The organism is Pectobacterium carotovorum (genome assembly GCF_033898505.1).
GTDB classification, from domain to species: Bacteria; Pseudomonadota; Gammaproteobacteria; order Enterobacterales; family Enterobacteriaceae; genus Pectobacterium; species Pectobacterium carotovorum_J.
Genome location: NZ_JAXAFK010000001.1, coordinates 221,411 through 235,946 on the forward strand (window position 1 = coordinate 221,411; position 14,536 = coordinate 235,946).

The 14,536-nt window shown below is 53.7% G+C and carries 13 protein-coding genes; 10 read left to right on the top strand and 3 right to left on the bottom strand.

Translation table 11 applies throughout. The features are described from left to right. The first annotated feature begins 74 nt into the window (after positions 1–74). From fabZ to tilS, 8 genes are all read left to right on the top strand, one after another. The gene (gene fabZ / locus R9X49_RS00940) at positions 75–548 is read left to right on the top strand and encodes a 3-hydroxyacyl-ACP dehydratase FabZ (protein ID WP_172644777.1); all 474 of its coding nucleotides are present in this window, start codon (positions 75–77) and stop codon (positions 546–548) included. Positions 549–552: 4 nt separating this feature from the next. Further along, positions 553–1,341, top strand: a complete 789-nt coding sequence (gene lpxA, locus R9X49_RS00945; protein ID WP_014700903.1) for an acyl-ACP--UDP-N-acetylglucosamine O-acyltransferase — start codon at positions 553–555, stop codon at positions 1,339–1,341. Between the two features lie 3 nt (positions 1,342–1,344). Further along, positions 1,345–2,496 (top strand): lipid-A-disaccharide synthase, encoded by a 1,152-nt coding sequence (gene lpxB / locus R9X49_RS00950; protein ID WP_319846852.1) that lies wholly within the window; start codon positions 1,345–1,347, stop codon positions 2,494–2,496. Between the two features lie 35 nt (positions 2,497–2,531). Continuing rightward, positions 2,532–3,128: a ribonuclease HII gene (gene rnhB, locus R9X49_RS00955; RefSeq protein ID WP_319846853.1), complete on the top strand. Its 597-nt coding sequence runs from the start codon at positions 2,532–2,534 to the stop codon at positions 3,126–3,128. Positions 3,129–3,245: 117 nt separating this feature from the next. Beyond that, positions 3,246–6,728, top strand: a complete 3,483-nt coding sequence (gene dnaE / locus R9X49_RS00960) for a DNA polymerase III subunit alpha (protein WP_319846854.1) — start codon at positions 3,246–3,248, stop codon at positions 6,726–6,728. A 12-nt stretch (positions 6,729–6,740) separates the two neighbouring features. Beyond that, positions 6,741–7,700 (top strand): acetyl-CoA carboxylase carboxyl transferase subunit alpha, encoded by a 960-nt coding sequence (gene accA / locus R9X49_RS00965; RefSeq protein WP_225087157.1) that lies wholly within the window; start codon positions 6,741–6,743, stop codon positions 7,698–7,700. Positions 7,701–7,840: 140 nt separating this feature from the next. Further along, positions 7,841–8,230 (top strand): VOC family protein, encoded by a 390-nt coding sequence (locus R9X49_RS00970; protein ID WP_319846855.1) that lies wholly within the window; start codon positions 7,841–7,843, stop codon positions 8,228–8,230. Beyond that, positions 8,220–9,569: a tRNA lysidine(34) synthetase TilS gene (tilS, locus tag R9X49_RS00975; RefSeq protein ID WP_319846856.1), complete on the top strand. Its 1,350-nt coding sequence runs from the start codon at positions 8,220–8,222 to the stop codon at positions 9,567–9,569. Before R9X49_RS00970 ends, tilS begins: the two co-directional genes overlap by 11 nt. A 319-nt stretch (positions 9,570–9,888) precedes the next feature. Here the strand turns inward: tilS and rof are convergent, their stop codons facing one another. After that, positions 9,889–10,149 (bottom strand): Rho-binding antiterminator, encoded by a 261-nt coding sequence (gene rof / locus R9X49_RS00980; RefSeq protein WP_271876543.1) that lies wholly within the window; start codon positions 10,147–10,149, stop codon positions 9,889–9,891. Then, positions 10,136–10,336, bottom strand: coding sequence for a YaeP family protein (locus tag R9X49_RS00985; protein WP_010285748.1), 201 nt, complete (start codon positions 10,334–10,336; stop codon positions 10,136–10,138). Before R9X49_RS00985 ends, rof begins: the two co-directional genes overlap by 14 nt. Positions 10,337–10,575: 239 nt before the next feature. Here R9X49_RS00985 and R9X49_RS00990 point away from each other — a divergent pair, with 239 nt between their 5' ends. Both R9X49_RS00990 and nlpE read left to right on the top strand, forming a co-directional pair. Next, positions 10,576–11,130: a YaeQ family protein gene (locus R9X49_RS00990; protein ID WP_319846857.1), complete on the top strand. Its 555-nt coding sequence runs from the start codon at positions 10,576–10,578 to the stop codon at positions 11,128–11,130. Between the two features lie 73 nt (positions 11,131–11,203). Beyond that, a complete protein-coding gene (gene nlpE, locus R9X49_RS00995; protein WP_319848559.1) occupies positions 11,204–11,899 on the top strand; it encodes an envelope stress response activation lipoprotein NlpE in 696 nt (231 codons plus the stop codon). Positions 11,900–11,956: 57 nt separating this feature from the next. Here the strand turns inward: nlpE and mutS are convergent, their stop codons facing one another. Beyond that, complete coding sequence (mutS, locus tag R9X49_RS01000; protein ID WP_319846858.1) at positions 11,957–14,521, bottom strand: DNA mismatch repair protein MutS; 2,565 nt, start codon at positions 14,519–14,521, stop codon at positions 11,957–11,959. Positions 14,522–14,536: the final 15 nt, after the last annotated feature.

The window sequence follows — 14,536 nt, forward strand, 5'->3', positions numbered from 1 at the left end:
TTTTATTTGCGGCCTGCCTGAAGACACCTAATTTAGGGTCTGCGCAGGCCGTGTTGTTGATGGCATCAGTTTTTATGGACAGGAAGAGTATTTTGACTACTGACACTCATACTCTGCATATTGAAGAGATTTTAGAACTATTACCGCACCGTTTCCCATTTTTACTGGTTGATCGGGTACTGGATTTTGAAGAAGGGAAGTTTCTGCGGGCGGTGAAAAACGTCTCTTTCAACGAACCCTTCTTCCAGGGCCATTTCCCGGGCAAACCGATTTTTCCCGGCGTGCTGATTCTGGAAGCGATGGCTCAGGCCACCGGTATTCTGGCGTTTAAAAGCGTGGGCAAACTGGAGCCGGGCGAACTGTACTATTTCGCCGCTGTGGACGAAGCGCGCTTTAAGCGCCCTGTGCAGCCAGGCGATCAAATGATCCTTGAAGTTGAATTCATCAAAGAGCGTCGCGGCGTTGCACGCTTTAAAGGTGTTGCCAAAGTTGATGGCGAAGTGGCCTGCGAAGCGTCAATGATGTGTGCTCGCCGTCGGGAGTCCTGATAACGTGATTGATCAAACCGCCTTTATTCACCCAAGTTCGATTGTTGAAGACGGTGCCATTATTGGCGCTGGCGTTCATATTGGCCCGTTCTGCTATATCGGTTCTCAGGTTGAGATCGGTGCGGGTACGGTGCTGAAATCACATGTCGTCGTCAATGGCGTCACTAAAATTGGTCGCGATAACGAAATCTATCAGTTCACGTCAATTGGTGAAGTGAATCAGGATCTCAAATACGCTGGGGAACCGACCCGTGTTGAGATTGGCGATCGTAACCGTATCCGTGAAAGCGTCACGATTCATCGCGGCACGACACAGGGCGGTGGGTTGACTAAAGTCGGTAGCGATAACCTGTTGATGATCAACACGCATATCGCACACGACTGCGTGGTGGGCAATCGCTGTATTCTGGCGAATAACGCAACGCTGGGTGGTCACGTTTCCGTTGATGATTTTGCGATTATCGGTGGGATGACGGCAGTACACCAGTTCTGCATCATCGGTGCTCACGTCATGGTGGGTGGATGTTCCGGCGTGGCGCAAGACGTGCCGCCGTATGTTATCGCTCAGGGTAACCACGCGACGCCGTTTGGCTTGAATATTGAAGGCCTGAAGCGTCGTGGTTTCGAAAAAGAAACCCTGCACGCGATCCGTAACGCGTACAAACTGCTTTACCGTAGTGGTAAAACGCTGGACGAAGTGAAACCGGAAATTGAAGCGCTGGCGGCGGAACATCCGGCGGTGCAGGCGTTTACCGATTTCTTTGCCCGTTCTACTCGTGGCATCATTCGTTAATCCATGTCATCACGTCCTTTGACTATTGGGCTGGTCGCCGGGGAAACTTCCGGCGACATCCTTGGCGCAGGCCTAATCCGGGCGCTAAAAGAAAAGGTGCCCGATGCGCGGTTTGTTGGTGTCGCCGGGCCGCGTATGCAGGCTGAAGGTTGTGAAGCCTGGTACGAGATGGAAGAGCTGGCCGTCATGGGCATTGTTGAAGTGCTTGGGCGGCTTCCTCGCCTGCTGAAAATTCGGCGGGATTTAACCCAGCGCTTCAGTGAACTCCAGCCTGATGTGTTCGTGGGGATTGATGCTCCTGATTTTAATATCACGCTGGAGGGTAACCTCAAGCAGCGCGGCATCAATACCATTCACTACGTCAGCCCGTCCGTGTGGGCATGGCGTCAAAAACGCGTTTTCAAAATAGGTAAAGCGACCAATCTGGTGCTGGCTTTTTTGCCTTTTGAAAAAGCGTTTTACGATCGTTTCAATGTACCTTGTCGCTTTATCGGCCACACGATGGCCGATGCAATGCCGCTGCATCCTGATAAGCTGGCCGCGCGAGCGACACTGGGTATTGCGCCAGAAGCGCACTGTCTGGCGTTACTGCCGGGCAGCCGCGGTGCAGAAGTGGAAATGCTTAGTGCGGATTTCCTCAATACAGCTGTGCTGCTGCGCCAACATTTTCCCGATCTGGAAATTGTCGTTCCGCTGGTGAACAGCAAGCGGCGTGAACAGTTTGAGCAGATCAAAAGCAGTGTAGCCCCCGATTTGCGCGTGCATCTGCTGGATGGGCATGCGCGTGAAGCCATGATTGCTAGTGATGCGGCGCTATTGGCATCCGGTACGGCAGCGCTGGAGTGTATGCTGGCTAAATGCCCGATGGTTGTGGGTTACCGCATGAAGCCCTTTACCTTCTGGCTAGCACAGCGTCTGGTCAAAACGCCTTGGGTGTCGCTGCCGAATCTGTTGGCTGGACGCGAGCTGGTGACGGAATTGCTACAGACCGACTGTACGCCTGACAAACTGGCTGCCGCGCTGCTGCCGCTGTTTGCTGATTCAGATAAAACGGCTGCGCTGCGTACGACATTTGTGGATTTGCATCAGCAGATTCGCTGTAACGCTGATGAGCAAGCGGCACAGGCGGTGCTGGAATTAGTCAAGCCGCGTTAATAAAACCCTATTCGTAAGACCATGTTAATAAAGCCATGAATGAAATGTTTATCTATCCGCAGGCGACCTGTATCGCTGGCGTTGATGAAGTTGGGCGCGGTCCTCTGGTTGGTGCTGTCGTGACGGCGGCGGTGATTCTTGATCCGGCTCGGCCAATTGTCGGGCTGGCAGATTCTAAACAGCTGAGTGAAAAACGTCGGCTGGCGCTCTATGATGAAATCAAAGAGAAGGCGTTGGCGTGGAGCCTTGGTCGGGCAGAGCCGGAAGAGATTGATCAACTGAATATCCTGCATGCTACCATGTTGGCAATGCAGCGTGCGGTGGCTGGATTGGTTGTCGTGCCTGATTTTGTTCTGATTGACGGCAACCGTTGCCCGGCGCTGCCGATGCCCGCTCAGGCGGTCGTTAAAGGGGATAGCCGCGTGGCAGAAATCAGCGCGGCTTCGATTATGGCGAAAGTAACTCGCGATCGTGAGATGGTCGAGTTGGATCAACGCTTCCCCGCTTATGGTTTTGCCCAACACAAAGGCTATCCAACGGCTTTTCATCTGGAGAAACTGGCCGCACTGGGTGCCACTGAGTTTCACCGCCGGAGCTTCGCGCCAGTCAAACGAGCACTAGGGTTGGCGTAAAACATAAGTTGGCTTAAACATAAGTTGGCTTAAAACATCATCATTAACTCTCGGTGTGGCGTGTGCATGTAGTCGTGCCAGCCATGCTGACTAATCGATAAATTCTGGGATCTGGATATGGCCGAACCACGTTTTGTTCACCTGCGTGTTCATAGTGACTATTCCATGATCGATGGGCTGGCCAAAGTCGGTCCGCTGGTAAAAAAAGCGGCGGCACTCGGCATGCCAGCGCTGGCGATTACCGATTTTACCAACCTGTGTGGGTTGGTTAAGTTCTATGGCGGCGCGCATGGCGCGGGCATCAAGCCGATTATCGGCGCTGACTTCTATGTCGAAAGCGACGAATTAGGGGATGAACTCGCGCATCTCACTGTTCTGGCGATGAATAATGAAGGCTACCAGAATCTCACGCTGCTGATTTCTCATGCGTATCAGCGTGGTTATGGCGCTGCCGGGCCGACGATTGACCGGGATTGGCTTATTGAGCATCGAGAAGGGCTGATTTTACTGTCTGGCGGTCGCCGGGGTGATGTCGGCCAGTTTTTGCTACGTGGCAACCAGACGCAGGCCGAGCAGTGTCTGGCGTTTTATCAGGAATACTTCCCCCAGCGTTATTACTTGGAACTGACCCGCACGTCACGCCCCGACGAAGAAAGCTATTTGCATGCTGCCGTCGAGCTGGCTACGAAGCACGGGGTGCCCGTGGTGGCGACCAATGAAGTGTGTTTTATCAGCACTGATGATTTTGACGCTCACGAAATCCGCGTGGCTATCCACGATGGCTACACGCTTGATGACCCCAAACGCCCGCGTAATTATAGCCCGCAGCAGTACATGCGTTCCGAAGAGGAAATGTGCGAGCTATTTGCGGATATCCCCGAAGCGCTGGCGAACAGCGTTGAAATTGCCAAACGCTGTAACGTAACAATCCGTTTGGGGGAATATTTCCTGCCGCAGTTCCCGACGGGCGACATGACCACGGAAGATTTTCTGGTTGAGTGTTCGAAAAAGGGGCTGGAGGAGCGTCTCGAATTCCTGTTCCCTGACCCGGAAGTGCGCGCCGCGCGGCGGCCGGAGTACGATGAGCGTCTGGATATTGAACTGGGCGTGATTAACCAGATGGGGTTCCCCGGTTACTTCCTGATCGTAATGGAATTTATTCAGTGGTCGAAGGACAACGACGTGCCTGTTGGGCCGGGGCGTGGCTCCGGTGCGGGTTCGTTGGTGGCCTATGCGCTGAAAATTACCGATCTGGACCCGCTGGAATTCGACCTGCTGTTCGAACGTTTCCTTAACCCTGAACGTGTTTCCATGCCTGACTTCGACGTCGATTTCTGTATGGAAAAACGCGATAAGGTCATCGATCACGTCGCGGAAATGTACGGACGTGATGCGGTATCACAGATTATCACCTTCGGTACGATGGCGGCGAAAGCGGTTATCCGTGACGTAGGGCGTGTGCTCGGGCACCCTTATGGGTTTGTCGATCGTATTTCAAAACTGGTGCCGCCCGATCCGGGCATGACGCTGGAAAAAGCTTTTGCCGCTGAACCGCAGTTGCCAGAAATTTATGAAGCCGATGAGGAAGTTAAGGCCCTCATTGATATGGCGCGCAAGCTCGAAGGGGTAACGCGTAACGCCGGTAAACATGCGGGTGGGGTGGTGATATCCCCCACCAAGATTACCGATTTCGCGCCGCTGTACTGCGATGCGGAAGGGAACCACCCGGTTACCCAGTTTGATAAGAACGACGTAGAATATGCCGGGCTGGTGAAGTTTGACTTCCTTGGCCTGCGTACGCTAACCATCATCGACTGGGCGCTGGGGATGATTAACGCCCGCCGCGCGAAGCAGGGGCTGGAACCGATTGATATCGCGGCGATCCCGCTCGATGACAAGAAAAGTTTCGACATGCTGCAACGTTCGGAAACCACCGCGGTATTCCAGCTTGAATCACGCGGCATGAAAGATCTGATCAAGCGTCTGAAACCCGACTGCTTTGAAGATATGATCGCACTGGTGGCGCTGTTCCGCCCCGGCCCGCTGCAATCCGGCATGGTAGATAACTTCATCGACCGTAAGCATGGCCGTGAAGCGATCTCTTATCCTGATATTGAATGGCAGCACGAGTCACTCAAGCCGGTGCTGGAGCCAACCTACGGCATTATTCTGTATCAGGAACAGGTCATGCAGATCGCTCAGGTACTGGCAGGCTATACGCTGGGCGGTGCGGACATGCTGCGTCGTGCGATGGGGAAAAAGAACCCAGTCGAAATGGCGAAGCAGCGTGGTGGCTTCGAAGATGGTGCCAAATCTCGCGGTGTGAACGGCGAACTGGCGGTTAAAATTTTCGACCTGGTGGAAAAATTCGCTGGTTACGGCTTTAATAAATCTCACTCAGCGGCTTATGCGTTGGTGTCTTACCAGACGCTGTGGCTGAAAGCGCACTATCCGGCTGAATTCATGGCGGCGGTAATGACGGCCGATATGGACAACACGGATAAAGTGGTCGGGCTGGTTGATGAATGCTGGCGGATGGGGTTAAAAATCCTGCCTCCTGACATCAACAGTGGGCTGTATCACTTCCACGTTAACGACGATGGCGAGATTGTTTACGGTATCGGCGCGATTAAAGGCGTGGGGGAAGGCCCGATTGAGGCGATTATCGAAGCGCGTAATCAAGGTGGCTATTTTAGAGAGCTGTTTGATCTTTGCGCGCGTACCGACATTAAAAAGCTAAATCGCCGCGTGCTGGAAAAGCTGATTATGTCCGGGGCATTTGACCGACTGGGGCCGCACCGCGCCGCGTTAATGAATTCATTGGCTGATGCGTTGAAGGCCGCCGATCAGCATGCGAAAGCGGAAGCCATTGGCCAGGTGGATATGTTCGGCGTGCTGGCCGAGGCGCCAGAGCAGGTTGAGCAATCTTACAGCACCGTGCCACCGTGGCCGGAGCAGGTCGTATTGGATGGTGAGCGGGAAACGCTGGGGCTGTACCTGACCGGCCACCCGATCACTCAATATATTAAGGAAATTGAACGCTATGCCGGTGGCGTGCGTTTGAAAGATATGCACCCGACGGATCGGGGTAAAATGACCACTGCCGTAGGGCTGGTGTTGGCAGCTCGCGTCATGGTAACCAAGCGGGGTAACCGTATTGGTGTCTGTACGTTGGACGATCGTTCCGGTCGCCTCGAGATAATGCTGTTTACCGATGCATTGGAAAAATATCAGCATTTACTTGAGAAAGACCGTATCCTTATCGCCAGTGGACAGGTCAGCTTTGATGACTTCAGCGGCGGGCTTAAAATGACCGTCCGAGAGTTAATGGATATCAGTGAAGCGCGGGAAAAATACGCGCGCGGGCTTGCTATCTCGCTGACTGACAGGCAAATTGATGACCAGCTATTAAACCGTCTCCGCCAATCGTTGGAACCCCATCGATCGGGGACGATCCCAGTGCATCTCTATTACCAGCGTGAAGATGCGCGAGCCCGACTACGTTTCGGCGCAGCATGGCGTGTAACGCCTGCCGATGCGCTACTGAACGAGCTGCGCACATTAGTGGGTAATGAGCAGGTGGAACTGGAATTTGACTAATATAGGAATACTATGAGTCTGAATTTTCTTGATTTTGAGCAGCCGATTGCAGAGTTGGAAGCGAAAATTGACTCGCTGACCGCAGTCAGCCGTCAAGACGAAAAATTGGATATTAATCTGGACGAAGAAGTCCAGCGCCTGCGTGAGAAGAGCGTTGAATTGACGCGCAAAATCTTCGCTGATTTGGGTGCCTGGCAGGTTGCGCAATTAGCGCGCCATCCGCAACGTCCCTATACGCTTGATTATATTAAGCACATCTTTACTGACTTTGATGAATTGGCAGGCGATCGCGCCTATGCCGATGACAAAGCCATTGTCGGTGGGATTGCCCGTTTGGATGGGCGTCCGGTGATGATCATTGGTCATCAGAAAGGACGTGAGACCAAAGAAAAGATTCGTCGTAACTTCGGCATGCCTGCACCAGAAGGTTATCGCAAAGCGCTGCGCCTGATGGAAATGGCCGAACGCTTCAAGATGCCGATCATTACCTTTATCGATACGCCGGGAGCCTATCCGGGCGTTGGCGCAGAAGAACGCGGTCAGTCTGAAGCTATCGCGCGCAACCTGCGTGAAATGTCGACGCTGCGTGTGCCAATCATCTGTACCGTTATCGGTGAAGGTGGTTCCGGTGGTGCGCTGGCTATCGGCGTGGGCGACAAGGTTAACATGTTGCAGTACAGCACCTACTCGGTTATTTCACCGGAAGGCTGTGCGTCTATCCTGTGGAAAAGCGCGGATAAGGCACCGCTGGCGGCGGAAGCCATGGGCATTATCGCGCCGCGTCTGAAAGAGCTGAAACTGATCGATACCGTGATTCCTGAGCCGCTGGGTTCGGCGCACCGTAACGTCCCAGTGATGGCCGAATCGCTGAAAGCGCAGCTGCTGGCCGATCTGCTCGACCTCGACGGCTTGACGGAAGAAGAACTGTTGAACCGCCGTTATCAGCGTCTGATGAACTATGGTTACTGTTAATAAGCTTGGTTACTGTTAACGCGCTACTGCTGATGAGCTGATTGTTTGATTGATGTATTATCATTCAAACGATTCTGGCGGTACTTTGAAAATCCGTTGTCAGAAATGACAGCGGATTTTTTGCTATAAGGGGTTGAAGCATGTTGAAGCTGCTTGATGTCCATCACATTGCGGTTATTGCCTCTGACTATGAACGCAGCAAGGCGTTTTATTGTGATGTACTGGGGTTTACGTTGAATCATGAGGTCTACCGTGAAGCGCGGCAGTCGTGGAAAGGGGATCTCTCGCTGAATGGGCGTTATACTATTGAGCTATTTTCTTTCCCTAATCCACCTGCGCGCGTGAGTCGGCCGGAAGCCTGCGGCCTACGCCATCTGGCTTTTTCCGTAGCTGACGTTGAACAGGCTGTTGCCTCGCTGGAGCAGTCTGGCGTTGTCTGTGAACCTGTACGGATCGATCCTGAAACGCAGCAGCGCTTCACTTTTTTCTCCGATCCTGACGGCTTGCCCTTAGAACTGTATGAGATCTGACGTTGTGAACGGCACTGAATCTGACGATGGATTACTTGACGATGGATTGCTCCAGACGATCGCGGCGCAAACGGCTGGATGCGGGGCGATCCTGCTGGCCTACAGCGGTGGCCTTGACTCTAGCGTGTTGCTGCATCTGCTGATGGCTGAGCGCCAGCGTTCTGGGCTGGCTATTCGCGCGGCTTACATCCATCACGGCTTAAATCTGCTGGCAGATAGCTGGGCTGAACACTGTCGTCAGCAGTGTGAACGCTGGCAGGTGCCGTTTGCCTCGCTGTCGGTGACGGTTGAGACGCAGAACGGTGGTGTTGAAGCGGCGGCCAGAACGGCGCGTTATCAGGCGCTGCAAGCGCATCTGCAAGAGGGGGAAACCCTGCTGACGGCGCAGCATCTTGATGACCAGAGTGAAACTTTTTTACTGGCGCTTAAACGCGGCAGCGGGCCTGCCGGATTGTCTGCAATGGCGGCACACAGTACGCTGGGTCATCATCGTCTCATTCGTCCGCTGCTGGGTTTTTCTCGTTTGCAACTGGAAGCGTATGCGCAGCGGCATCAGCTGCAGTGGATTGAAGATGACAGCAATCAGGATGAGCGTTTCGATCGCAATTTTCTACGTCGCCAGATTTTACCGCGTTTGACGCAGCGCTGGCCGCATTTCTCCTCTGCCGTGGCGCGTAGCGCCGAGCTGTGTGCCGAACAGGAACAGCTGCTGGATGAACTGTTGGAGGAATCATTGCGGGCGTTATGTCAGCCGGATGGGGCGTTGAGTATTGACGGCCTGGTGCCGCTAAGCCCTGTGCGTCGTTTTGCGCTACTGCGTCGCTGGCTGGCGCAGCAGGGGGCGGCCATGCCGGCGCGTGAGCAGCTACAACGACTCTGGGATGAGGTGGCGACGAGCCGCCAGGATGCGGAGCCTGTATTGCAACTGAATCAGCAGCAGATCCGCCGTTTCCGTCAGCATCTCTATCTGTTGCCGCTGATGACGTCGCTACAAGACAGCATTTTGCCGTGGCAGCCGACGTCATGTCCGCTGTCGCTCCCTGATAATCTCGGCACGCTGCTGCTGGCCGATAGTGGGATGGCGGTTCGCGCGCCGGAAAACGGTGAAGCGGTAAGTATTCGCTTTTCGACCCGTGGAACCGTGCATATTGTTGGCCGAGTCCACGGGCGGCAAATCAAGAAACTCTGGCAGGAACTCGGCGTTCCGCCCTGGTGGCGCGACCGGACGCCGTTGGTGTTCTACAACGAACAGCTGATTGCGGCCGTGGGACGATTCGTCACGCGGGAAGGGCAGGTAAGAGAACATCAGCCCGTGTGGCACGTTGTTTGGAAAAAATAAGGTTCGGGAAAAATAAGTTTGGGGAAAAAAGCTAAAGTCGTCTGGATAAAAGCTGGGGCTGGCAAGTGCTGAAGTAAAAATCCACCTGCGTAGCAGGTGGCATTGAATGCGCCCCATAGGGGCGTACTAAAATCCCTAAAAAGAAGTCTCTGCCAGTCCTGTTAAACTTAAATCAAAAGACATTAAGGCAGAGCCAAAACATACTGATGACCACGCCCACAGGACGTGGTTTTGAGTTAGCAATAAAAACGGACAACCTGCGTTGTCCGTTTCGGAAGCGTTTGTTCAGCGTTTGCCGCTGAATGAAAGGAGAAGCCTGTCAGGATTCGCTGACGACGACCTTCCCGATTTCAGGATGACTGAAACTGACGATGTGGTCGAGGCGCAGTTCGCGCGTTGCACCGGAGGCTTCGATCACCAGATATTCGACCTGCTTACGGGAGATCATGTCACTGGCTTTACCGGTTACAATTTCACCATTGCGTAGTTCCAGCGTCAGCGTTAGATTCTGCTGACAAGTGGCTTCCAGGCTGTCGTAATCATCACAGTTGATGGGTTGATATTCATTACTCATTGACATAATCACTCACCAATAAGTTAGCGGCGGCAAAAGCTGCCTGTTCCCTGACGGAGGATGGCAGCGCATCATTCGCGGCAATGCCATCCAGGGTTTTCAAAACACAACCCAGCGAATCGGGTATATAGCCCAGATCGCCGCTGGCGATCTCTGCGTATAAGCGACGTACTAATTCACAGTATTCTTGCACTATATCCTCCCTTAAAAGCTTAGCTCGGTAGATATTCATGCATCATCACCTTTTTCGGTGCGCGATGTTGTAAGCCTACGAAGATAAACTCTATTTATCAAACCGACTATAGCATAGGCACTAACAGGATATCAGTAGTCCTTAGAGGCCTAATCTATCAGTTACGTGGCAGATATCACCTTTACTGTGAGGATGGCGCTAACTCAAGTAAACTAAAGGGATTAACGATGAGGTTACTGATGGCATTAAAAGCAACGGTTTACAAAGCAGCAATCAATATTGCCGATATGGATCGGAATTTTTTTCACGACGCGAACCTGACGATAGCGCAGCATCCGTCGGAAACGGAGCAGCGCATGATGCTGCGGCTTTTAGCGTGGATCTGCCATGCTGGTGAAAACCTGCGCTTTACCAAAGGGCTCAGTGCCGATGACGAACCGGAAATCTGGCGGCGCAACGATACGATGGAGCTGGAATTGTGGATTGAGCTAGGCCTGCCGGATGAAAAACGGCTTAAGAAAGCCTGCAACCAGTCCCGTGCTGTGGTGCTATACGCGTACAGCGAGCGTGCTGCGCAGGTTTGGTGGAGTGCGATAGCAAGTAAGGTTTCCGGATACAAGAATCTGGCTATTCGCTTTTTGGATGATAATCAACTGACTCAGCTTGCCGGGCTGGCTGCACGCACGATGGCATTGCAGGCAACGATACAGGAAGGCACGATCTGGTTGTCTGACGATAAGAATAGTCTGGAAATAGCATTTTCTGAGTGGAAAATTCCTCAGACTCAGGGATGATAACGGGCTGGACAGGTTCCAGTGCATTGAGTCAGAACGATAAAAACAGGGCAGAGACGGCAGGAAAATAATGATGAAAAAACTGGCTATCGGTGTGCTGTTGATTGCAGGGGTTTCTGGGTTGATCGGGTGTCATACCCGTTCACAAGTTCAGGAAGAGCCCCTTAAACCAATGGCGCAAAGTTATCGTGGCGTTTTACCCTGTGCGGACTGCGGAGGGATTGATACGTCGCTGTTTTTGGAAAAAGACGGGACTTTTGTGCTGCGAGAGCAGTATCAGACAACGCGAGCGGGCAACAACACGTTTGCTTCTTATGGGCAATGGCGACGCACCGCAGATAAACTGGTGCTGACGGATAGTTCGGGAGAAAAACGCTACTTCCGCCCGGTTGATAAGGGGTTGGAAATGCTGGATCAGCAAGGGCTCCCCATCAACTCCTCTCTCCCTCGTCAACTGACGGCAACCGAGCAGGCATTGCCGACTACGCCGATGTCGATGAAGGGAATGTACCGCTATCTGGCAGATGCTGCGACGTTCTCTGATTGCGCCACGGGAAAAACGTTTGTGGTAGCGAGTAATGCCGTGCTGGAAAGGATGTATCTTCGTACGACGGTGTCGGCGGGCGAACCTGTACTGGTTTCCTTTACCGCGCATTTTACCGTGATTCCGTCGATGGAAGAAGGTCAGATGGTGAAAGCGGTGGTCCCCAACAGCAGTGATAACGCACGTATGCGAGCACGAGCAAACTGCGATACACAGATAGACTAACGCAGCGTTAAAAAGAAAAGGCACTGATTTCAGTGCCTTTTTAGTATCGATTACGCGTTAGAGCATTTTCTTGAGCTGATAAAGCCAGTCCAGCGCCTGACGCGGCGTGAGCGTATCAGGATCGATGGCTTCCAGCGCTTCAATTGCCGGAGACGGCTCATCATTGCTCAGCAGCGCCAGCTGCGCGCCATCGATATGGCTGGATGACGCATTATTCGATAATGTTTCCAGCTCCTTAAGTTTCTGGCGTGCGCGCTTAATCACTTCTTTCGGTACGCCTGCGAGGGCGGCGACGGCAAGACCATAACTCTTGCTGGCTGCGCCATCCTGTACGCTGTGCATGAAGGCAATGGTATCGCCGTGTTCGCGCGCATCTAAATGAACATTCACTACTCCTTCCATTTTTTCCGGCAGGGTGGTCAGTTCAAAATAGTGCGTTGCAAACAGCGTCATGGCTTTGATGCGATTCGCCAGATTTTCGGCGCAGGCCCAGGCAAGCGACAGGCCGTCGTAGGTTGAGGTTCCACGGCCGATTTCGTCCATCAATACCAGGCTGTTTTCCGTGGCGTTGTGCAGAATATTTGCCGTTTCAGTCATCTCCACCATGAAGGTAGAGCGCCCGGAGGCCAGATCGTCGGCGGCGCCCACACGAGTGAAAATGCGATCGACGGGACCAATAACCGCCTGATCCGCAGGCACGAAGCAGCCTATGTGCGCCATCAGCACGATGAGTGCAGCCTGACGCATATAGGTACTTTTCCCGCCCATGTTGGGGCCGGTGATAATCAGCATGCGGCGCTGTGGCGACAGCGACAGAGGGTTTGAAATAAACGGTTCACGAAGCACCTGCTCGACGACGGGATGACGGCCGCCCGCGATTTTGATACCGGGTTTATCACTCAGCGTTGGGCAGACGTAATTCAGCGTATCGGCACGTTCGGCCAGATTCGTCAGGACATCCAATTCGGCCAGCGCGGCTGCGCTTTGCTGAAGCTCGGCCAGATGGGGCAGCAGTAGATCGAAAAGCTCATCATAAAGCGCTTTTTCCAGCGCCAGCGCTTTGCCCTTCGAGGTCAGAACCTTATCTTCGTACTCTTTCAGTTCGGGAATGATGTAGCGTTCGGCATTTTTCAGCGTCTGGCGGCGTACATAGTGGATCGGCACCAGATGGCTTTGACCACGGCTTACCTGAATGTAATAGCCGTGTACGCCATTGAAGCCGACTTTCAGCGTATCGAGCCCCAGTTTTTCTCGTTCGCGAATTTCCAGACGATCCAGATAATCGCTGGCGCCATCGGCAAGCGCACGCCACTCGTCCAGTTCCGCATTGTAGCCCGGCGCGATGACGCCACCGTCACGAACCAGCACAGGCGGGGCTTCGACAACCGCGCGTTCCAGCAAATCGCGCAGCTCATCAAATTGCCCAATCAGACTGACCAGACGACGAACGGAATCAATATCCAGCGGTGCAAGCTGCTCACGTATATCGGGAAATTGCTGGAAAGCGTGACGCATACGTGCCAGATCGCGCGGGCGTGCCGTGCGCAGGGCGAGTCGCGCCAGAATACGCTCCAGATCGCCGACTTGTCGCAGATAGGGTTGCAGGTCGGGAGTGATGTCCTGCAACGCGCTGATAGCCTGCTGGCGTTGTTTAAGCGCCTCAATATCGCGGCTGGGCATATGAATCCAGCGCTTCAGCATTCGGCTACCCATGGCTGTCACGGTGCAGTCCAATACGGCAGCCAGCGTATTTTCCACACCGCCGGACAGATTTTGCGTCAGTTCAAGGTTACGACGGGTGGCCGCATCCATGATGATGCCGTCCTGCTGGCGCTCCATGGTAATCCCACGGATATGCGGCAGCGAGGTACGCTGGGTGTCTTTCGCGTATTGCAGCAGGCATCCGGCGGCCCGCAGCGCGAGCTTCGCCTGTTCTACACCGAAACCGGTCAGATCGCGGGTGCCAAATTGCAGGTTAAGCTGCTGGCGTGCGGTATCTGGTTCAAACTCCCACAGCGGACGACGGCGTAGTCCGTGGCGGTTCTCGATCAAATCCATGGATTCGAAGGATTCTGGGTAGAGTAATTCTGCTGGATTAGTGCGCTGTAATTCGGCCGCCATGGTTTCCCGATCGGTCGGCTCGCTCACGCGAAAGCGCCCTGAGCTGATATCCAGAGTGGCGTAGCCAAATCCCCGACTATCCTGCCAGATTGCGGCCAGCAGGTTATCCTGCTTTTCCTGCAATAGCGCTTCGTCGCTGATGGTGCCGGGGGTGACGATACGCACGACTTTACGTTCTACCGGGCCTTTGCTGGTGGCGGGATCGCCGATCTGTTCGCAGATAGCAACGGATTCGCCCATTTGCACCAGTCTGGCAAGGTAGTTTTCAACGGCATGATGAGGGACGCCTGCCATCGGTATCGGTTCCCCTGCGGAGGCACCGCGCTTCGTCAGTGAAATGTCCAGCAGTTGGGAAGCCCGTTTGGCATCGTCATAGAACAGCTCGTAAAAATCACCCATGCGGTAAAACAGCAGGATTTCCGGATGTTCAGCCTTTAGTCTAAAGTACTGCTGCATCATCGGCGTATGGGCGGTGAAGTCCTTCTCTGTGGCTTCATTCATATTGATTTTACTCAG